Origin of the sequence: Streptomyces sp. NPDC021562 (assembly GCF_040640875.1) — a bacterium.
Taxonomy (GTDB): Bacteria; Actinomycetota; Actinomycetes; order Streptomycetales; family Streptomycetaceae; genus Streptomyces.
In genome coordinates this window covers 98,787-117,801 of the sequence record NZ_JBFACN010000023.1, presented here as the reverse complement: position 1 = coordinate 117,801, position 19,015 = coordinate 98,787, and the positions used below count along the sequence as shown (strand labels likewise).

Annotated in this window: 19 protein-coding genes; 4 read left to right on the top strand and 15 right to left on the bottom strand. The window is 72.9% G+C overall.

The window, feature by feature from the left end; all coding sequences use genetic code 11:
* Positions 1-166: 166 nt before the first annotated feature.
* The 6 genes from AB0G52_RS30785 to AB0G52_RS30760 form a co-directional block, all read right to left on the bottom strand.
* Positions 167-886, bottom strand: coding sequence for a DUF2637 domain-containing protein (locus AB0G52_RS30785; protein ID WP_132892909.1), 720 nt, complete (start codon positions 884-886; stop codon positions 167-169).
* A gap of 23 nt (positions 887-909) precedes the next feature.
* Positions 910-1,071: a hypothetical protein gene (locus tag AB0G52_RS30780; protein WP_165939531.1), complete on the bottom strand. Its 162-nt coding sequence runs from the start codon at positions 1,069-1,071 to the stop codon at positions 910-912.
* Between the two features lie 160 nt (positions 1,072-1,231).
* Positions 1,232-2,692, bottom strand: a complete 1,461-nt coding sequence (locus tag AB0G52_RS30775) for a hypothetical protein (RefSeq protein WP_361340701.1) — start codon at positions 2,690-2,692, stop codon at positions 1,232-1,234.
* 10 nt (positions 2,693-2,702) lie between these two features.
* Positions 2,703-3,053 carry a hypothetical protein gene (locus AB0G52_RS30770; protein ID WP_132892913.1) on the bottom strand — a complete coding sequence of 117 codons (351 nt, stop codon included), beginning with the start codon at positions 3,051-3,053 and terminating at the stop codon, positions 2,703-2,705.
* Positions 3,043-4,809 carry a hypothetical protein gene (locus tag AB0G52_RS30765; protein WP_361340698.1) on the bottom strand — a complete coding sequence of 589 codons (1,767 nt, stop codon included), beginning with the start codon at positions 4,807-4,809 and terminating at the stop codon, positions 3,043-3,045. Before AB0G52_RS30765 ends, AB0G52_RS30770 begins: the two co-directional genes overlap by 11 nt.
* A gap of 110 nt (positions 4,810-4,919) precedes the next feature.
* Entirely contained in the window at positions 4,920-5,891 is a 972-nt protein-coding gene (locus AB0G52_RS30760) for a LysR family transcriptional regulator (RefSeq protein ID WP_361340695.1), read from the bottom strand.
* 100 nt (positions 5,892-5,991) lie between these two features.
* On the opposite strand from AB0G52_RS30760, the gene AB0G52_RS30755 reads away from it, so the two are divergent.
* Positions 5,992-7,395: an MFS transporter gene (locus tag AB0G52_RS30755; protein ID WP_361340692.1), complete on the top strand. Its 1,404-nt coding sequence runs from the start codon at positions 5,992-5,994 to the stop codon at positions 7,393-7,395.
* 38 nt (positions 7,396-7,433) lie between these two features.
* The gene (locus AB0G52_RS30750; protein WP_361340689.1) at positions 7,434-8,120 is read left to right on the top strand and encodes a siderophore-interacting protein; all 687 of its coding nucleotides are present in this window, start codon (positions 7,434-7,436) and stop codon (positions 8,118-8,120) included.
* A gap of 104 nt (positions 8,121-8,224) precedes the next feature.
* On the opposite strand, the gene AB0G52_RS30745 is transcribed toward AB0G52_RS30750, so the two are convergent.
* The 7 genes from AB0G52_RS30745 to AB0G52_RS30715 all read right to left on the bottom strand — a co-directional run bounded on the left by AB0G52_RS30745 (position 8,225) and on the right by AB0G52_RS30715 (position 14,703).
* Complete coding sequence (locus AB0G52_RS30745) at positions 8,225-9,214, bottom strand: malate dehydrogenase (RefSeq protein ID WP_132892922.1); 990 nt, start codon at positions 9,212-9,214, stop codon at positions 8,225-8,227.
* Positions 9,215-9,513: 299 nt separating this feature from the next.
* Positions 9,514-10,578, bottom strand: coding sequence for a DUF2690 domain-containing protein (locus tag AB0G52_RS30740; protein WP_361340685.1), 1,065 nt, complete (start codon positions 10,576-10,578; stop codon positions 9,514-9,516).
* A 181-nt stretch (positions 10,579-10,759) separates the two neighbouring features.
* Positions 10,760-11,221 (bottom strand): helix-turn-helix transcriptional regulator, encoded by a 462-nt coding sequence (locus tag AB0G52_RS30735; RefSeq protein WP_361340682.1) that lies wholly within the window; start codon positions 11,219-11,221, stop codon positions 10,760-10,762.
* 143 nt (positions 11,222-11,364) lie between these two features.
* Entirely contained in the window at positions 11,365-12,042 is a 678-nt protein-coding gene (locus AB0G52_RS30730) for a response regulator transcription factor (protein WP_132892928.1), read from the bottom strand.
* On the bottom strand, positions 12,039-13,202 hold the full coding sequence (locus AB0G52_RS30725; RefSeq protein WP_361340678.1) for a sensor histidine kinase: 1,164 nt from the start codon (positions 13,200-13,202) through the stop codon (positions 12,039-12,041). The genes AB0G52_RS30730 and AB0G52_RS30725 overlap by 4 nt, the downstream gene beginning before the upstream one ends.
* Before the next feature lie 186 nt (positions 13,203-13,388).
* The gene (locus tag AB0G52_RS30720; RefSeq protein WP_132892931.1) at positions 13,389-13,859 is read right to left on the bottom strand and encodes a DUF3017 domain-containing protein; all 471 of its coding nucleotides are present in this window, start codon (positions 13,857-13,859) and stop codon (positions 13,389-13,391) included.
* Positions 13,849-14,703 carry a bifunctional methylenetetrahydrofolate dehydrogenase/methenyltetrahydrofolate cyclohydrolase gene (locus AB0G52_RS30715; RefSeq protein WP_132892933.1) on the bottom strand — a complete coding sequence of 285 codons (855 nt, stop codon included), beginning with the start codon at positions 14,701-14,703 and terminating at the stop codon, positions 13,849-13,851. Before AB0G52_RS30715 ends, AB0G52_RS30720 begins: the two co-directional genes overlap by 11 nt.
* 230 nt (positions 14,704-14,933) lie before the next feature.
* Here AB0G52_RS30715 and AB0G52_RS30710 point away from each other — a divergent pair, with 230 nt between their 5' ends.
* A complete protein-coding gene (locus tag AB0G52_RS30710; protein ID WP_132892935.1) occupies positions 14,934-15,533 on the top strand; it encodes an RDD family protein in 600 nt (199 codons plus the stop codon).
* An 88-nt stretch (positions 15,534-15,621) separates the two neighbouring features.
* Here AB0G52_RS30710 and purH read toward each other — a convergent pair whose 3' ends face one another.
* On the bottom strand, positions 15,622-17,205 hold the full coding sequence (purH, locus tag AB0G52_RS30705; RefSeq protein ID WP_361340674.1) for a bifunctional phosphoribosylaminoimidazolecarboxamide formyltransferase/IMP cyclohydrolase: 1,584 nt from the start codon (positions 17,203-17,205) through the stop codon (positions 15,622-15,624).
* On the bottom strand, positions 17,202-17,831 hold the full coding sequence (gene purN / locus AB0G52_RS30700) for a phosphoribosylglycinamide formyltransferase (protein ID WP_132892938.1): 630 nt from the start codon (positions 17,829-17,831) through the stop codon (positions 17,202-17,204). Before purN ends, purH begins: the two co-directional genes overlap by 4 nt.
* A 374-nt stretch (positions 17,832-18,205) precedes the next feature.
* Between purN and AB0G52_RS30695 the strand changes: the two genes are divergently transcribed.
* A complete protein-coding gene (locus AB0G52_RS30695) occupies positions 18,206-18,967 on the top strand; it encodes a hypothetical protein (protein WP_361340671.1) in 762 nt (253 codons plus the stop codon).
* Positions 18,968-19,015 lie beyond the last annotated feature (48 nt).

The window sequence follows — 19,015 nt, the reverse complement described above, 5'->3', positions numbered from 1 at the left end:
CCTTCCGTTCCTGGTCAGTACCCCTGTGTGACCTTGAGGTCACACTCGGGGACGGTCTCCGCCTGCCCTCGGACTCGGATTGCATGCGCAATCGGTGGCCGAAAGTGCGCTGCATCACGGAAGGCTCGGACAAAGCGGGAGGAACGGTTACCTAACCGGCTCGGCGTCAGGCCTTGACGCCGGACGGCTCGCCATGGGAGGCGTGCCGGGGGCGGGTCTTGGTCGAGATCTGGCCGACCAGTTCCCAGAAGCACACCAGGGCCGTGACCGGCGGGATCCCGAAAATCACTAAGGACAACAGGGCGTGCGAGGAGTGGCTGACACACAGCGCCACGGCCATGAGGGAGGCCGCCAGCACCACGCACCAGGACCGGCGCGCGCTCCGCCGCTGCGCGGTGGCCCGCAGCACGGACAGCGCCGCCACGAACCAGGGGCCGTACACCGTCAGCGGCCAGTACAGCGCGAGCCGTACGGGCAGCACCGACGAGGCGATGCCGCGCAGCTGTCCGTAGGAGTAGCAGACCGACCACGCCAGCATGAGGACCGCGCACGCGGAGACCGCGACGATCAGGAGCGTGATGTGGGTCAGGCGGCGGCCGCCGTCGAGGAGGTGGGACTCCTGGCGGAGCCGGCGGCGGCCGGGCCTGCGTGGGGCCGGGACGTCCAGCAGGGTGGTGGCCGCGCTCACACCGGCCGGTGCGGACAGTATCTGGGCCAGTTCCTCGACCGGGTCCCAGTCGTTCGGGGCGACATCGGGCTCGGGGGCGACCCAGGCGTGGTCGTAGAGGCCGGTGTGCTCATAGAGACCGGGGTGGTCGTACAGGCCGGGGTGATCGTAGAGACCCGTGTTGTCGTAGAGGCCCGTGTCGTGCTGAATCCCGTCCATCTGATAAACCTCCGCACCGTGGTTCAGGCCCCGTACAGATCTGCCATGGTCCGCCGATATTCATTTTCCATCGCGTTGATTCTCTTCAGGAAATCATCGAGCAGGTCCGAGCATGAGGTGATATCCATACTGCCGGGCCAGCGGAGTACGGTGGTCGGGTGATCTTCGGCGATGCGCCAGTCCAATCGCGTCACGGTCACCTAACGACCGGTGTAGGGGACGGGATTTGGGGCGTTCGGGGGAATTCGCGTCACCCGGAAGAGAACCTATTGAATACCTGGGCCGCCGCAATTGGGAAATTGTGAATATGGGGGCGGTCACATTCCGTGAAATTCGGATGGCGGCTCAGTCGGTGGAGGGGTTGGCTTCACAGACCGTGTCCGGCGGGCAGAACCAGTCGACGGCCGTCGTCAGATAGGCCAGTTCGTCGTCGCCGCCCCCGGCCTCCGGGCCGTACGAGGCGATGGCGTAGACCTTGCCGTCCTGCCCGACGAACCGTTCGTCGACGACGTGCCAGGTGCCGAGGTCGGGCTCCCCGCTGATCGTGTCGGCCAGGTACTCCAGACGGGAGCCGGTGAAGCGGCCGTCGTCGAGGGTCGTCAGCGCGAGCTTCTTGAAACCGCGCGGCTTGGGGGTCTGGTCGGAGAGGTAGAGCTCGAAGGAGGCGGCGGGGGTGGGTTCGGCGACCTGGTAGACCTGCAGCCGGTGCTCGCGGTCGGGGCTGCGGTAGCTGACCACGGCGAAGCCGTACGAGGAGGCGACGGTGGAGCGCGTCCAGCCCTCGGGGGTGGCGATCCGGAAGCCCTCGGTGTCGTGGCGCAGCTGGTAGCCCGCGGGGGGCGTGGAGGCCGCCGGGGAGGCGGACTCGGTGGGCGTTTCGGAGGTCTGCGTGGCGGGCGGCGAGCTCTTCGGGGTGACGGAGGCGGCGGCCGCGGCGGGCTTGTGGGGCCCCTTGCCGACCACCAGCGTCAGCACCAGCGTCAGCACCAGGCTCACGGCCACACCCACGACGGCGGCCCCCACCACCACGGCCCACACCACCCGCCGCCCGGGACCCCGGGACCCCACGACCACCGGCCGCGGAGGTATCGGCGCAGCATGCGGCCGACGGGCCACCCCGGCGAGGGGCGATGAGGTGGTGACGTCAGCGGGGAACGGTTGCGGAGGAGCGACGGCAGTGGGCGGCCAGGCAGGCGTCTCAGCGGCAGGCGACCACGCCACGGGCAACTGCTGGGAGGCGTCGGCGGTGGGCGGCAGGGCGGGCGTGTCGGCGGTGGGCGGCCAGACGGGCGGGACGGCGGGCGCCGACGGGTCGGTCGCAGGGGCCCGCCCGGAGGCGTCGGCGGTGGGCGGCGAGACGGGCGCGGCGGTCGGCGCCGACGCGTCGGACGCGGGTGGCAGGGCGGGCGCCTCGGCAGCGGGCGGCCAGACGGGCGCCGGCGCGGCGGTCGCAGGAGCCTGCCCGGAGCCATCGGCCGCAGCCGGCAGGGCGGGGGTGTCCGGGGCGGAGGGCCTGGTGGGTGTGGGTGGGGGGAGGGGTGGTTCCGCGGGCGTGGCGTCCGGCGGGGGTGTCCGGTCTCTCGGTGGCGTGGGGTGGGGCCGTCCCGGTGGCGGCTCGGGGTGAGGCTGGGAGGTGGTGGTCGACCAGAGGTCGGTGGGGCCCGTCCACCACTCCTGGGGGACTGCCGGTGCGGGCGGTGGCGGTGACGTGGGTGGTGGGGTGGCCGGTGTCGCGGTGGAGTCGGCGTCGGCGTCCTCCCAGCGCTGTGCGGCCTCGTTCCAGTGACCCGTTCCCCCGTCGCTCATCTTCGCCCTCTCACATCCCCAGCAGCCCGGCCAGGGCGCCCGCCGAGGCCAGCACGCCCAGCAGGGCCTGGGAGTCGGCGAGGAGTTCACGCAGCCGCTCCCGGCGGGTCGGCCCCGCCTGCCCGGTGCTGGTGATCTCGTCCTCGGTCTCGGCGAGCGCCGTCCCCAGCGCCGCCGTCTGCTCGGTGCCCCGCACCCGTGCGAGGTCGGCGCGCAACTCCCGCACCGCGGCGAGGAGTTCCGCGTCCGCCTGGGTGCCACCGGCCCCGTGATGGTGGCTCTCGGCGTGCGCGTGGCTGCCGATGGCGAACGTACTGCCGGTCACGTTGCCCATGCTGACCTGCGGCTCTTCACTGGCCATCGCGGTCGGCCCCCTTCTGCTGCGAGACGCTGCTCGCGGTGGCGTGGCTGCCCACCGCGAACGTGGAGTTCTCGACGCGGCCGATGCTCACGTCGTTGCTGACATTGACGATCTTCTGGACGAACTCGCCGGTCTCGTAACCGGCGTCGGCGAGCGCGGCCCGCACCCCGTGCGCCACCCGGTCCTGGATGCTGCGCAGGTACCGGACGACGTCCATCTCCTGGAAGTGGGATCCGACGTCCACCGCGCCCAGTTCGCGCACGGACAGCGCGGGCCCCTCGGGCAGCGCGCCCGCGTGGCCGCCGGTCAGCAGCCGCCAGACGTACCTCGCGCCCCGGCCCAGCTGGGCGAGGGAACGGCCGACGGAGCCGGGGACCCGCACGGCCGCGGCGGCGGACTTGCCGAGCCAGTTGTTGTTCCGGAACCGGTGAGCCGTACGGTCAGCGTTCTTGAACTCCGCGCGGACCGGCGTCAGTACGTGCGGGGCGACCTCCAGCACGAGCATCCGGCCCTGGGTGTGGACGCGCACGAACACCGTGACGACCACCTCCTCCTCCCAGCCGCCGACACGGATGCGCAGGAAGTGCCGGCGCTTCTCGGCGCCCTCCTCGACGGCCCGCGCCCGGTGCTCCTCGAAGGCCTGCGCGGTGTACGGCGCCTGGTCCCGGCTGCGCAGCCCGTCGACGGGCAGGAACACGCACTCGTCGATCTCCAGCTGGCGCAGCCGGTCGCGGGCGCCGGGTCCGGCGTACTCGGCCGGGACGCGCAGCTGTTCGAGCAGCGGGCGGACCCGCTCCAGGATCGCGCGGTTGCCGAGTGGCTGCCGCTCCTTCCTCAGCTCGTCCCGCTTCAGTTCGACGGCCAGCACCCAGCTGCTGTAGGCGGCACCGGCCCCGCAGAACGGGTCGGCCTCGTTGTAGATGATCAGCGGCGCGTCCTGTTCGAGCCGGATGCGCTGCTTGAGCCGCTGGAAACGCGGGTTCTCCGCCTTCTCGGCCGGGTCGTTCGCCGCGTCCGGGAAGCGCGCCGGGGACAGTTCGGCGGCCAGGACCCGGGTGAACCGGGTGCGCTGGGCGTGTTCGCACAGCGCGATGCCGGCGAGTACGACGAGGGTGAGCCAGGCGTGCCAGGGCCGCGCCAGCCCGCCGATGTCGCTGAGGCCCGGGACGAGCAGGTCACCCCAGCCGGGAGAGCCGGAGGAGCCGGAGTATCCGTCGTAGGAGTTGTAGGAGTTGTAGGAGTCGTAGGGCGACGAGCCGCCGTCCGAGCCGCCCCCGAACGCGACGACGAGGGTGAGGACGAGGGCGACGGCGAAGAACACCCGGCCCCACCAGCGCACCAGGAAGGCCGCGATCAGCCGGTACGGCGCGGGCACCACGGTGAGCCCGTCGATCCAGGGGGCGACGGCGAGGGCGATGCCGGGCAGCAGGAAGAACCCGAGCAGCCAGCCGCTGAGCGGCATCCCGACCGCCCACAGTCCGAGGATCGCGGCGGCCCAGGCCAGTTCCTGGCGGCGGGCGCGCAGCGCGTGGGCGAGGACGCGGGCCGCGTCGAAACCGAGCGAAGGAGCCGCGATCCGCTGTTCGTTGAGGTGGAGTTCCTCGATGACCCGGTCCCGGTAACCGGCGTCCAGATAGGTGCCTGCGCACAGCAGCCGGGTCGCCTCGCTGGCGTACGGCGGGGTGGGCGGCAGGGCGGGCGGCGCCCCGCCGGGCGCTCCCGGATGTGGCTGTTGTGGCACGTAAGCGGTGCTCACGCGATCCCCCGATGCGTGTGAAATGCGTTGTCATACGTCGTGTTGACAGACCATCAGCATAGAGGGGCGGCCGTGACCGGCGATACGGGTTTCACCGAAGACACCCCTGGTCAGCAGTCGGCCGGCGGTTCCTCCCGGACGCGTGCGGCGGTCAGCAGCTCCCGTACCCGGCCGCGCAGCCAGGCGTGGGCCGGGTCGGCGTCGTGGCGGGGGTGCCAGGCCAGCGCCACGTCGATCGGCGGCAGCGGGAGCGGCACCTCGAAGGTGACCAGGCCGAGCGCGGCGGCCAGCGGCACGCTCCAGGAGCTGACCAGGCCGATCAGGTCGGAGTCGCGGACCACGAAGAGGGAGGCGGGGAAGGTGCCGACGGTGCCCACCACCCGGCGCCGCAGGCCGAGTTCGGCGAGGGCCGCGTCCACCGGGCCGTGCAGCCGGCCGCGCCGCGACACGTTCAGGTGACCGGCCGCGGTCGCGAACCGCTCGGGCGTCGGCTCGCCGTCCAGCAGCGGGTGCCCGGCCCGTACGACGCCGAGCATGCGGTCCTCGTACAGGTGCTCCACGCGCACCTCGGGCAGGGTGGTGTCGACCACCCCGACCTCCAGGTCGGCGGTGCCGTGCCGCAGGACGGGGGCGTCGAGGTGGCTCTCGGCGAGGAAGCGGATGCGGATCCCGGGCGCCTCGGCGGCGGCGCGCGCGAACAGGGCCGGACCGAGGCTGCCGGCGATCGCGTCGTGCCCGATGATCGTGAGGGTCCGGGAGACGGTCCTCAGATCGGTGTCCCGGCCCGGCGCGAACAGCGCCCGTGCCCGCTCCACCACCGCGCTCACCTCGGCCCGCACGGCCAGCGCGTGCGGGGTGGGCACCATGCCGCGCCCGGCGCGCACCAGCACGGGGTCGCCGAGCGCCCTGCGGATCCGGCCGAGGGTGCGGCTCATGGCCGGTTCGGACAGGTGCAGCCGTCGGGCGGCGCCCCGCACGCTCTGCTCCTCCAGGAGCACGTCCAGGGCGGCCAGCAGGTTCAGATCGAGGCCACCGGGTCCGGGGGTGCCGTCCGTCCCCGGTCCGGCGGTTGATTGCGTCACGCGCAGACATCCCTTGCAGAAGTTGCACTGGAAAGCAGGTCGCGGCCGAGCCTACGGTGACGGGGCATCCCACACCACCCACCAGCTCCTGGGAGGAGCCGTGCCCCCGCACGCCCTGAAACGCCCTGTCCTGCTCGCCCTGTGCGCCTGCGTGCTGGTCGCCCAGAGCATGGTCGCCGCCGTCAACCTCCTCATCCCCGAACTCACCGCGTCCTCCTTGCACCCGTCGCACAGCGAGATCCTGTGGACCGTCGACGCGTACGTCGTCGCCTTCGCCGGCCTGCTGATCCCGGCCGGCGCGGCCGGTGACCGGTGGGGCCGCAAGGGCGCCCTGCTCACGGGCCTCGCCCTGTTCGCGGCGGGCGCCGCCACCAGCGCGCTCGCCCCCGCTCCCGCCGTGCTGATCGCGGGCCGCGCCCTGTCCGGCGCCGGGGCGGCCCTGATCACCCCGGCCACCCTGTCGGTCCTGGTCCAGCTGGCCGCCCCGGAGCACCGCGCCCGCGCCCTGGCCTCCTGGACGCTGGCGATCGGCCTGGGCGGCGCGGCCGGCAACATCGGCGGCGGGCTGGTCGGGCAGTTCCTGTCCTGGCGGGCCCTGTTCACGGTGATGGTGCCGCTCGCCGCCCTGCTCGTCCTGGCGGTCGCCGTCACGGTCCCGCGCACCGAGCGCTCCGCGCACGGCAACCTGGATCCGCTCGGCACCCTGCTCCTGACGGCGGGCCTGGTGGCGGTGCTGTTCGGCATCATCGAGGGCCCCCGGTACGGCTGGACGTCCGCCGCCGTCCTGGGCGCGTTCGCGGCGGGCGCCGCCCTGGCCGGGGGCTTCACGGCGCACGCCCTGCGCTCACCGGAGCCCCTCTTCGACCCGCGGGTGTTCCGCTCCGCCCGCCTGCGCTCCGCGACCCTCGGCACGGCCACCGGCTTCTTCGGCCTGTTCTCCCTGTTCTTCCTCAACTCCCAGTACCTGCAGGGCGTCAAGGGCTACGGCGCCGCCGTCACCGGGGTCGCGATCATACCGCTGACGATCGGCATGGCCCTGGTCCCGAGGCTCGCCGCCCGCTGGGCGGACCGGCCGCGTCCGGTCGTCGGCGCCGGACTCGCCCTGATCGGTCTCGGCCTGCTCGGCGCGTCCACCGTCGGCGCGGCCACCCCGTACTGGACGTACGCCTGCTGGCTGCTGGTCATCTCGGCCGGGACCGGGCTGTCCATGCCGGCCCTGACCCTCGGGGTCGTCACCTCGCTCCCGCCGCACCAGGCGGGCCTGGGCTCCGGTCTCGGCACCACGGCCCGCGAGACCGGCGCGGCCCTCGGGGTCGCGGTCACCGGCACCGTCCTGTCCGCCCACACCGACCTGGCCACGGGCATGGGACCGGCGCTGCGCACGGTCGCGCTGCTGGTGCTGGCGGCGACGGCGCTCGTGGTGGCCGGATACGACGGCCGGGCACGGACGCGCAGTATCGCGTCCAACCGCAGACGCGTACTGTCGCGTTCGTCCGACGTCTGAACAACTCCCTTCCCCACAAGGCCCGTCGAGGAGCCGCCGTGCCCGCCCTGCTGAACCCCGTCCTCGATCTGCTGACCCTGCGCGGCACCGTCACCGAGACCGAGCGGATCACCGCCTCGATGCGCCGCCTGCGCATCGACGGCGATCAGCTCGCCGGGCTCGACGTCCGCCCGGGGCAGCAGGTCCGGGTCCTGGTCACCGGTCTGACCCTGCGGACCTACTCCGTCTGGCGCTACGACCCTTCAGGCGTCGTCGAGTTGTGCGTGCTGGACCACCCCGAGGGCGGCCCGGGGGCCCGCTGGGGGCGCACCGTCGAACCGGGGGAACAGGTCAGGCTGCGCGGGCCCGAGGGCACGTTCACCCTGCGCCCGGACGCCGCCCACCACGTCTTCGTCGGCGACGAGACGGCCTCCGTCGCCTTCGGCGCGATGCTCGCGGCACTGCCCCCGCAGGCCGAGGTCTCCGGCTGCGTGGAGACCCGGACGGCCGCGGACCGGCTGCCACTCCCCGGCGCGGACCGGCTCGACTGGACGCTCCGGGGCGGCACCTCCCTTCCGGAGGCGGTACGCAGGCTCGCTCCCGAACCGGGCGGGGTGGCCTATGTCGCCGGGGAGGCGCGGGACGTCCAGGCGGTGCGCCGGGTGCTGGTCCAGGAGGCCGGCTGGGACCGGCGAGCGGTGCTCACCAAGCCGTTCTGGACACCGGGGAAGAAGGGAATGGAGTGACGCTCGGAGCCTCGCTCCGGGCTGCGCCCGACTAGCGGGACGGAGACGGGAACGGGCCCCGTTCCGGAGGAGTCCGGAACGGGGCCCGCGGGGTGCCGGGGGGCTCAGATGAGGCCGAGGGCGCGGACCGCCTCGCGCTCCTCCGTGAGCTCCTGCACCGACGCGTCGATGCGGGCGCGCGAGAAGTCGCTGATCTCCAGGCCCTGGACGATCTCGTACCGGCCGTCCTTGGTGGTGACCGGGAAGGAGGAGATCAGGCCCTCCGGGACGCCGTAGGAGCCGTCGGACGGGATGCCCATGGAGGTCCAGTCGCCGTCGGCGGTGCCGTTGACCCAGGTGTGGACGTGGTCGATCGCGGCGTTGGCGGCGGAGGCCGCCGAGGACGCGCCGCGGGCCTCGATGATGGCCGCGCCGCGCTTGGCGACGGTCGGGATGAACTCCTCGGCCAGCCACTTCTCGTCGTTCACGACCTCGGCGGCGTTCTTGCCGGCGACCGTGGCGTGGAAGATGTCGGGGTACTGGGTGGCGGAGTGGTTGCCCCAGATGGTCAGGCGCTTGATGTCGGCGACCGTCGAGCCCGTCTTCTTCGCGAGCTGGGTCAGCGCGCGGTTGTGGTCGAGGCGGGTCATCGCGGTGAAGCGCTCGGCCGGTACGTCCGGGGCGGCGGCCTGGGCGATCAGCGCGTTGGTGTTGGCCGGGTTGCCGACGACCAGGACCTTGATGTCGTCCGCGGCGTGGTCGTTGATGGCCTTGCCCTGGGGCTTGAAGATGCCGCCGTTGGCCTCCAGGAGGTCGCCGCGCTCCATGCCCTTGGTGCGGGGGCGGGCGCCGACGAGGAGGGCGACGTTGGCGCCGTCGAACGCGACGTTCGGGTCGTCGGAGATGTCGATGCCCTGGAGCAGCGGGAAGGCGCAGTCGTCGAGCTCCATCGCGGTGCCCTCGGCGGCCTTGAGCGCCGGGGTGATCTCCAGGAGGCGGAGCCGGACCGGCACGTCCGCGCCGAGCAGCTGGCCGGAGGCGATGCGGAAGAGCAGGGCGTAACCGATCTGGCCGGCCGCGCCGGTGACGGTGACGTTCACGGGAGTGCGGGTCATGGCGTTCTCCGTATGACAGCTGGCGGTGGGCGTCCTTGCCCTGGGTGCCCTGGGGTGCGGACGTACAAATGATCGATCTCTTGGTATCAAGAGATCCACCGGTCAGGCTATCGCGCATCGCCGATGCCGGAGGTGGAGGGGTGGGTGTGGCTCACCCCACAGCAAAAGAGGCGGCCGCCCGTCCGGGAGAGGGTGGGACAGGTCGGCCGCCATCCGGGGGTGCCGGTGACCGGACTCCCGTGGGGGTTACCGTTCGCCTGCCCGGGATCCGGCGCGGCAATCCCGGACGCCGCGGTTTTCTACGAGGTGCACGCCGTCCGCCCCGACGCCAGCGTGGCGCAGGCCTTCGCCGCCGTCGCGTCCCGCACCGCCACCATCGGCGTGTACGCGATGGTGTCGCCGGTGGCCGTGATGTCGCCGCGCTCCGTGACCGTACCGGCGGTGAGCCGGACCGAGTCGCCCCGGGCGGCGCCGGTGATACGGCCCCAGGCGGCACCGCAGGTCCTGCTGTACCGGACCTCCAGGGTGGTCGCGCCGACGGCGAGGGTCCGCACGGTGGTCGCGAGGTCACCGCTGCATCCCATGGCCTCCGCGTCCTTGCCGGTGCAGCCGGCGCCCGCGCACTTGACCCCGGCCGGCAGGCGGGTGCCCGCGGTCGCCGACGGGGCGGCGGAGGTGCCCGTGCCCTGGTTCTTCCTCCCGCCGTCGCCGTCGCCGGTGAGGAAGAGGACGCCGGCGACGACCACGGCCGCCCCGACGACCCCGGCGAGGAACATGGTCAGCCGCCGGCGCCTGTCCTCTCCCGGCGGCACCGGTCCCCGGGGCGCGGCCGGTCCCCGCGCGCCCGTCCCCCGCGCGCCCGTCCCCTGCCGGTCGCGGCGGTCGGCGTCGGGGGCCGTCGGCTGGGGCGGGATGGTGGGCGAGACCCCCGCGGGTCCGGCGATTCCCGACATCGCGACGGCGCCGCCCGCGCGCCGCGGCGCCCTGCCCCCGGCGGCGGGGCCGGACGTGGCCGGCGGCGCCCCGAACTCGCCGAGCGCGGCCCGCGCCTGGGAGATCCGGATCGCCTCCATGGTCATGTCGTGGCGCATCTCCGAACGGCTCCAGGCCCGCTCGGCCAGCTCCCACATGGTGGTCAGGTGGACGGGGTCGGTACCGGTGACCTCGGCGAGCGCGACGACCGCACCCTTGGGTGCCAGCAGCCGGCCGCCCAGGTACCGCTCCCAGGACGTCCTGCTGTAGCCCGTGCGGTCGGACAGTGCCGCGACACTCAGCCCGCCGCGGTCCACGAGCCGCCGCAGCTGGGTGGTGAACTCCTTGACCTGCGGATCGAGTTCATCCGGCAGGGCCTTCCACCGAGGCATTGCTCCCCCTCTGCACCGTCGCACGCCGACCCGCCCGGGTCCGACGGGCCTCCGGCCCGCCGCCCCCGCCTGGACACGTTAGCCCGGTCGCGAGGTGACACGGCGACCTGCCCGCCGATTTGTCAACACATCGACACAGCGGTCATCCGGTCGTGACCTCCCAGGTCACAGGGGCCTCGGTTCACCCGTGAACCACGACTGCGGTGACCGCCACCAGGAGCAGCACGAGCAACAGCACGATCGCGAGGAGCAGCAGCCGCACGTGCGGGTGCGCGGCGGGTTCCGGCTCCGGGCGGTCCCACCAGGGGAGGGTCGGGTCGTCCTCGTACTCCTCGGTGCCCGGCGGGCGGTCCGGCGCGGTCGCCGGGCGCGGCCAGGCCTGGACGGCCAGTTCCCAGCGCACGGCGTGCCGTTCGGCGTCCGCGCCGGCCAGGCCCGCGACCCGGCACAGCGCGACCACGGCCTGCCGCGGCGGCGGCTGGACGGCGTTGAGGTACCGCTGCCAGGAGGACTTGCTGTACGCGGTCCGGGCACCCAGCGCGACCAGGCTGAGTCCGGTGTCGTCCTTGAGGAGCCGCAGCTGCGCCACGAAGTGCCGCACCTCCGGCGGGAGCCCCTGGGGCAGCGGCTGCCAGCCGCCCATCACACACCTCCACGGCTTGCCTCGCCGCCAGTCCGTCGCGAGTACGTCACCCGTCCGGAGCGGGTGACGACGCCGGGCGCCTCAATGGTTCCCCACAGGCTGCCGCCGTGCGGACGGCCGGCGGGACGGGCCGCCGCGCGGTCTCAGCCACCGTGGCGGCCCGGCGTCACCAGTCCCGTCTCGTACGCCACCACCACCGCCTGCGCCCGGCTGCCCAGGTCGAGCTTGCTCATGGTGCGGTTGAGGTGGGTCTTCACGGTCGCCTCGCTGATGTAGAGCCGGTCGGCGATCTCCAGGTTGGACAGGCCGCGGGCGGTGAGTGTGAGGACCTCGATCTCGCGGGAGGTCAGCACCTGGAGGTCGGGCGGCGGTCCGGCGCCGGGGTCGGGGCCGCGCTGCCGGGCGAACGCCTCGACCAGGCGCCGGGTGACGCTGGGCGCGAACAGGGCGTCACCGCCGTCCACCGCGGTGACGGCGGCCAGCAGCCGTTCGGGGCCGGAGTCCTTGAGGAGGAATCCCGCGGCGCCGGCACGCAGGGCGCCGTACACGTACTCGTCGAGGTCGAAGGTGGTGAGCACGAGGACCCGGGGCGCCGGTCCGGTCGCCTCGGCGAGGATGCGCTCGGTGGCCTCGATGCCGTTCAGGCCCGGCATCCGGATGTCCATCAGGACCACGTCGGGCCGGGTCTCGGCGGCCAGCCGCACCGCCTCCGCGCCGTCCCCGGCCTCGCCGGCCACCTCGAACCCGGGAGCGGCCTCCAGCAGCCCCACCAGACCCGCGCGGATGAGGAACTGGTCGTCGACCACGAGCACTCTGGTCATCCGGTACGGTCGTCCCCCCGCCGTGCGAGTGCGGCCGAGGTCGGCAGGGTCAGCTCGACCGCGAAGCCGCCCTCGGAGCGCGGGCCGACACCGATCGTCCCGCCGTAGAGCTTGGCCCGCTCGCGCATGCCAATCAAGCCGTGGCCTGCGCCTGTTCGCACTCTGTCCGGATTCACCCCCTCCCCGTCGTCGAGGACGGACACGGTCAGCTCGTGTGGGTCGTACCGCAGCAGCACGCGCGCGTGCGCGTGGCCGGCGTGTTTGAGGACGTTGGTGAGCGCCTCCTGGACGACGCGGTAGGCGCACAGTTCGACGCCGGGCGGCAGCGGGCGGGGCTCGCCCTCGACGGTGTACGCGACGGACAGTCCGCCGCTGCGCACCCGTTCGACGAGTTCGGCCAGCCGCTCCAGGGTCGGCATCGGGGCCCGCTCGGCGGCCTCCGGGTCCTGTTCGCGCAGCACCTGGAGCATGCGCCGCAGCTCCTCCAGGGCCTCGCCGCTGGTGTCCGCGATGGTGCCGAGGGCGTCCCGTGCCTTGCCGGGGTCCGACTCGAAGACGAATCTCGCCAGCCCGGCCTGCACCGAGATCACCGACATGTGGTGGGCGACGACGTCGTGCAACTCCCGTGCTATCCGCCCGCGTTCCTCCGCCACCGCGCGCCGCGCCCGCTCGGCCTGCTCGGCCCGCAGCCGCCGGGTGAGTTCACCGGAGCGCTGGGCGAGGTGCCCGAACCAGAGCAGCACCGTGCAGTAGAGCAGCGCCTGCATGACGACGGAGGGCATCGAGGAGCGTGCGGTGACGAGCCCGCCGTACAGCCACGTCCCCGCCATGCACACGGCACAGCCGACGGCGATCCGCACCGGTCGCACGGACGCGACCGTGTACAGCGCCAGCATGGAACCGAAGCTGCACACCACGGGCCAGTAGCCGAAGCCGATGTAGACGATCGACGCGCCCTGCACGACGGCGAACACCTGGAGCGGCCACCGCCCCCGCAGCGCGGTGGGCAGATGCGCGAGACCGACCAGCGCGTAGGCGCGCGCGTCCAGCGGCGGCCAGCCCTGGGCGGGCGACTCCCGCCCCAGCAACACGGCCGTCACGACCGTCATGCACGCGATCAGCGTGTCGACGGCGAGCGGGGGCGGGGTGCGCGGTCGCATCGCCGCAGCGTAACGCGGGGCCCGAAGCGACCGAGTCAGTCGGCGGACGTACCGCGGAAGTTGTAGACGGTTCAATCGCGGGTGGGATTCGCCGGACCCGCCGGATCTCTACTTTCGAACCCGGGGGGAAGCAGGCCCGCACCCACCGGGGGAGGTGCGGGCCACGCCCTGGGTCCCCGACGGCCCCTAGCTCCTCATCGTGAAGTGCAGGGTGTCCTTCAGGTAGGGGATCACCAGCCACGGCTTCGGCTGCGCCATCAGCGCCAGCAGCACGATCACCAGCCCCAGCACCCCGTACGTCACGATGTCGGTGAACCGCGACCGGACGGCCAGCATCCCGACGCTCGGGAGCATCCACCGCATCACGCCCCCGGCCAGCAGCGCCGCCCCGATCAGCAGCGCCCCCACCCGGAACTGGTCCAGCGAGGTCAGCAGCAAACCGACCGCGACGGTCGCCAGCACGATCAGGATCGGCCACTGCCGGGCGGGCGCCGGCAGATCACCCGACGCGGCCCGGCCGCCCCCTTCGGGGCGTGCCGTGTCCCGGGTGAACAGCGGGAAGCGGCGCGTGGTCCGCCGGGGCCGCCCCTGCGCGTCCGGGGCGCTGATCGCGTCGCGGACGGTCAGCTCGTCGTCGTGCGCCTGCTCAGCCGACACTGCGCTCCGCCGCCTCGACCACGTTCACCAGCAGCTGCGCCCTGGTCATCGGCCCGACACCGCCGGGGTTCGGGGAGAGCCACCCGGCGACCTCGGCGACCCCGGGGTGGACGTCGCCGACGATCTTGCCGTCCGCGTTGCGGGAGACACCGACGTCGAGGACGGCGGCGCCCGGCTTGACGTCCTCGGGACGGATCAGGTGCGGGGAGCCGGCCGCGGCGACGATGATGTCCGCGCGCCTGAGGTGCGCCGAGAGGTCCCGCGTACCGGTGTGGCACTGCGTGACCGTCGCGTTCTCGCTGCGCCGGGTGAGCAGCAGCGGCATCGGACGCCCGATGGTCACGCCGCGGCCGACGACCACGACCTCGGCACCCTTGATCTCGACGCCGTGGCGGCGCAGCAGGGTGAGCACGCCGTTCGGGGTGCAGGGCAGCGGGGCGGGCTCGCCGAGCACCAGCCGGCCGAGGTTCATCGGGTGCAGGCCGTCCGCGTCCTTGTCCGGGTCCATCAGCTCCAGGATGCGGTTCTCGTCGATGCCCTTGGGCAGCGGCAGCTGGACGATGTAGCCGGTGCAGGCGGGGTCGTCGTTGAGTTCGCGGACGACCGCCTCGATCTCCTCCTGGGTCGCGGTGGCCGGGAGTTCACGCTGGATGGAGGCGAGGCCGACCTGCGCGCAGTCGCGGTGCTTGCCGGCGACGTACTTCTGGCTGCCGGGGTCGTCCCCGACCAGGATCGTGCCGAGGCCGGGCGTGACACCCTTCTCCTTCAGGGCCGCCACGCGGGCGGTCAGATCGGACTTGATCGCGGCTGCGGTGGCCTTGCCATCGAGAATCTGGGCGGTCATGGGTCCATCCTCGCGGATGCCGGTCTCCCGGTTCCAGTCGGGTGTGCGTTCATGATCGATGATGTTGCACTTGCACAACACCTCGCTAATCGGACTGGACAACCACTCCGCGGTACTTGACGATGAGCGGCGCAGTATCGCGGTCCGGTTGGGGGGCAAACCGCTCAGTTCATGACGTACCTCCGTCCCTGTCCGCGTCGTCCCCGCAGGTCCAACGGAGGAAGACCGCCATGAGTTTCGGCTCGCCCAACAACCCCTACGGTCAGCCGCAGAACCCGCAGCAGGGTCAGCCCGGCTACGGCTACCCGCAGCAGGGTCAGCCCGGCTACCAGCAGGCCCCGCAGGGCGTGCCGCCGCAGCAGGGCTACGGCTACCCCCAGCAGCAGCCCGGCTACCCGCAGCAGGGCGGCTACGGCTACCCGCAGCAGGGGTACGGCGCGACGCCGCCGTACGCGAACTGGGGCCAGCGCTTCCTGGGCACCCTGGTCGACGGTCTGGTCTTCCTGGTGCCGTACATCCTGGTGCTCTTCAGCAGCAAGGCGGCGGTGCTGGGCATCATCGGCGGCCTCGCGTTCCTGGGCCTCGCGATCTGGCAGCTGATCCAGGAGGGCCGTACCGGCCAGACGATCGGCAAGAAGGCGCTGGGCATCCGCCTGGTCAAGGAGGCCACCGGGCAGCCGATCGGCGTCGGCATGGCCTTCGTGCGCCGTATCGCGCACGTCCTGGACAGCCTCGCCTGCTACCTGGGCTGGCTGTGGCCGGCGTGGGACTCCAAGCGCCAGACGTTCGCCGACAAGGTCTGCGGCACGATCGTGATCCGCAGCAACTGAGCGGTCGTACGCACGTCGAGGGCCGTGTCTCCCGGGGGAGACACGGCCCTCGTGTGTCCGGCCGCGCGGTCGCGGCTCAGGCTCAGGCTCAGTGGAAGAAGTGCCGCGTCCCCGTGAAGTACATGGTGACGCCCGCCTTCTTCGCGGCCTCGACGACCAGTTCGTCACGGACCGAACCGCCGGGCTGCACCACGGCCTTGACGCCGGCCGCGGTGAGGATCTCCAGGCCGTCGGGGAACGGGAAGAACGCGTCGGAGGCGGCGTAGGAGCCGCGCGCCCGCTCCGCACCGGCCCGCTCGACCGCCAGCTTCGCCGAGTCGACGCGGTTGACCTGGCCCATGCCGACGCCCACCGAGGCGCCGTCCTTGGCGAGCAGGATGGCGTTGGACTTCACGGCCCGGCAGGCCCTCCAGGCGAAGGCGAGCTCGGCCAGCTCCTCGGGGGCGAGCGCCTCGCCGGTCGCGAGGGTCCAGTGGGCCGGGTCGTCGCCGTCGGCCTGGAGGCGGTCGGTGACCTGGAGCAGCACACCGCCGTCGACGGGCTTGACCTCGACGGGGTTCGCCGGGGCGCCCGGCGCCTTCAGGACCCGGATGTTCTTCTTCTTGGCGAGCGCTTCGAGGGCGCCGTCCTCGTAGTCGGGCGCGACGATGACCTCGGTGAAGATCTCGGCCACCTGCTCGGCCATCTCCCGGCTCACCGGCCGGTTGACGGCGATGACCCCGCCGAACGCGGACAGCGGGTCGCAGGCGTGCGCCTTGCGGTGCGCCTCGGCGACGTCCGAACCGACCGCGATGCCACAGGGGTTGGCGTGCTTGATGATCGCGACGCACGGCTCGTCGTGGTCGTACGCGGCACGGCGCGCGGCGTCCGTGTCCGTGTAGTTGTTGTACGACATCTCCTTGCCGTGCAGCTGCTCGGCCCTGGCGAGGCCGCCGCCGCTCGGGTCGACGTAGAGCGCGGCGGGCTGGTGCGGGTTCTCGCCGTAGCGCAGGGTGTTCTCGCGCTCCCAGGTGGCGCCCAGGAAGTCCGGGAACCGCGACTCGTCGACCGGCGCGTACTCCGAGGCGAACCAGGAGGCGACCGCCACGTCGTACGCCGCGGTGTGCTGGAACGCCTCGGCGGCGAGCCGCTTGCGGGTGGCGAGGTCGAAGCCGCCCTCGGCGACGGCGGCGAGGACGTCGGCGTACCGCCGCGGGCTGGTGACGACGGCGACCGAGGGGTGGTTCTTGGCGGCGGCGCGGACCATCGAGGGGCCGCCGATGTCGATCTGCTCGACGCACTCGTCCGGGGTGGCGCCGGAGGCGACGGTCTCGCGGAACGGGTAGAGGTTGACGACGACGAGGTCGAACGGCTCGACGCCGAGCTCCTCGAGCTGCTCGCGGTGGCTGTCCAGACGCAGGTCGGCGAGGATCCCGGCGTGCACCTTCGGGTGCAGGGTCTTGACCCGGCCGTCCAGGCACTCCGGGAAGCCGGTGAGCTCCTCGACCTTGGTGACGGGGACGCCGGCGGCGGCGATCCGGGAGGCGGTGGAGCCGGTGGAGACGAGCGCGACACCGGCCTCGTGCAGTCCACGGGCGAGCTCTTCGAGTCCGGTCTTGTCATAGACGCTGACGAGCGCGCGACGGATGGCCCGCTTGCCGCTCTCGGCCGTGACAGTGCTCTCGGCGGTCACTGGATAACTACCTTTCGTCCCTCAATGCGGTGGCCGTTGCGGGCGATCCGCCCCACGACCTCGACGAGCAGCCTTCGCTCGACGTCCTTGATGCGCTCGTGCAGAGCGCTCTCGTCGTCCTCGTCCCGGACCTCCACCACGCCCTGAGCGATGATCGGCCCGGTGTCGACGCCGTCGTCGACGAAGTGGACGGTGCAGCCGGTGACCTTGGCGCCGTACGCGAGCGCGTCGCGTACGCCGTGGGCCCCCGGGAAGCTGGGCAGCAGGGCGGGGTGGGTGTTGACGGTCCGCCCCCCGAACCGCGCCAGGAACTCCTTGCCGAGGATCTTCATGAACCCGGCGGAGACGACGAGGTCCGGCTCGTGGGCGGCGACGGCCTCGGCCAGCGCCCGGTCCCACTCGTCCCGGGTCGCGAAGTCCTTCACCCTGGTCACGAAGGTCGGGACGCCGGCGCGCTCGGCACGCGCCAGCCCCTCGATGCCGTCGCGGTCGGCACCCACGGCGACGACCTGGGCGCCGTAGGCCTCGACGCCGGTCTCGGCGATCGCGTCGAGCAGCGCCTGGAGGTTGGTGCCGGATCCGGAGACCAGCACGACGAGGCGCTTGGCCACGGGCTTGGCGGCCACGGCGGGGCCCTTTCTCGGGGGAGCGTCGGTACGGCGGCCGGTCTCGCAACGGTTTGTACATTCGTACGAGTGCTTCGCGCCCCGGGATACGGGGAAGTCTACGAAGCAGCCGACCGTCAGCAACGATACCGGCACACCGGGCGGCCCCCACGGGACGGGGGCGTGGCCGGAAGGTAGCGTCTGCGGGGGTGGCGCGGCGGGAACGCGTCCGGGGCACGACGCGTTCATCAGGTGACCGGCCGTTCGTCCGCCGCACTGCTCAGCCGTACCGAGCAGTGGTGTTCGTCGGTCGCACCCACCGGCCGTACGCACCACGCCGTACCCACCAGCTGTACTCACCAGTCGTAGTCGATCTAGGGGAAGACGCTCAGTTGATGCCGGACCGCAGCCAGGGACTTCGCATGCTCCCCCCGCAGTCGGTACAGGTCGGGACGCGTTCCGCCGTGCTGTTGCGGGAGCGGCCGGCCTCGCCGCCGGACGCGCCCTCGGACCGGCCGAAGGGCGATCAGCGGGACGACAACCCGTTCGCCCCGCCCCCGGAGGGCACACCGGACTCGCCGTGGCGGCCGCGCCGTCCCGCCGGCGAAGGTGACGGTGACGGTGAGGGCGGTCAGGGATCGCCCTGGGGCAGCCAGTGGAGCGACCGCCAGCCCGGACGGCAGTCCGGCGGCTTCGGTGACCGCCGTCCCGAGGGCGGCGGCCCCGGCGGGGGCGGTCAGGACGGCGGGCCCGGCGGCCCCGGCATGCGCTGGGACCCCACGGACCCGGTCCAGCGGCGTGCCCGCTACGCCCTGCTGTGCGGCATGTGGGCCTTCTTCTTCGTGCTCTTCGGCTGGCCGTACGTGGCCCTGCTGCTGGGGGCGCCCGCGGTCTACTGGGGCGTCAGCGCGCTGCGCGCGAAGCCGCGCGGCGCCGACGAGACCGCCGCCGGCCGCCCCCAGACGACGGCGGCGATCAGCGGCCTGGTCACGGCGTCCCTGGCGCTCGCCCTGGTGGCGGCGAACTTCACCGTCCAGATGGTCTACCGCGACTACTACACCTGCGTCTCGGACGCCCTGACCAACGAGGCCAGACAGTCCTGCGACCACCTGCTCCCCGAGCACCTCCGTCCCTTCCTGGGCAGCGCGAACAGCTGACCCAGCCGGGGCCCGCGGGCGCCGCGGCCGTGCGGTTCCGGGCTCCGT

Excerpts from the sequence above, each read along its gene's own strand:
- AB0G52_RS30730 (WP_132892928.1), bottom strand. The coding sequence starts at position 12,042 with ATGACCAGAGTGCTCGTGGTCGACGACCAGTTCCTCATCCGCGCGGGT.
- AB0G52_RS30770 (WP_132892913.1), bottom strand. The coding sequence starts at position 3,053 with ATGGCCAGTGAAGAGCCGCAGGTCAGCATGGGCAACGTGACCGGCAGT.
- AB0G52_RS30745 (WP_132892922.1), bottom strand. The coding sequence starts at position 9,214 with ATGACCCGCACTCCCGTGAACGTCACCGTCACCGGCGCGGCCGGCCAG.
- AB0G52_RS30725 (WP_361340678.1), bottom strand. The coding sequence starts at position 13,202 with ATGCGACCGCGCACCCCGCCCCCGCTCGCCGTCGACACGCTGATCGCG.
- AB0G52_RS30715 (WP_132892933.1), bottom strand. The coding sequence starts at position 14,703 with ATGACCGCCCAGATTCTCGATGGCAAGGCCACCGCAGCCGCGATCAAG.
- AB0G52_RS30740 (WP_361340685.1), bottom strand. The coding sequence starts at position 10,578 with ATGCCTCGGTGGAAGGCCCTGCCGGATGAACTCGATCCGCAGGTCAAG.
- AB0G52_RS30695 (WP_361340671.1), top strand. The coding sequence starts at position 18,206 with ATGCCGGACCGCAGCCAGGGACTTCGCATGCTCCCCCCGCAGTCGGTA.
- AB0G52_RS30775 (WP_361340701.1), bottom strand. The coding sequence starts at position 2,692 with ATGAGCGACGGGGGAACGGGTCACTGGAACGAGGCCGCACAGCGCTGG.
- AB0G52_RS30785 (WP_132892909.1), bottom strand. The coding sequence starts at position 886 with ATGGACGGGATTCAGCACGACACGGGCCTCTACGACAACACGGGTCTC.
- AB0G52_RS30710 (WP_132892935.1), top strand. The coding sequence starts at position 14,934 with ATGAGTTTCGGCTCGCCCAACAACCCCTACGGTCAGCCGCAGAACCCG.
- AB0G52_RS30735 (WP_361340682.1), bottom strand. The coding sequence starts at position 11,221 with ATGGGCGGCTGGCAGCCGCTGCCCCAGGGGCTCCCGCCGGAGGTGCGG.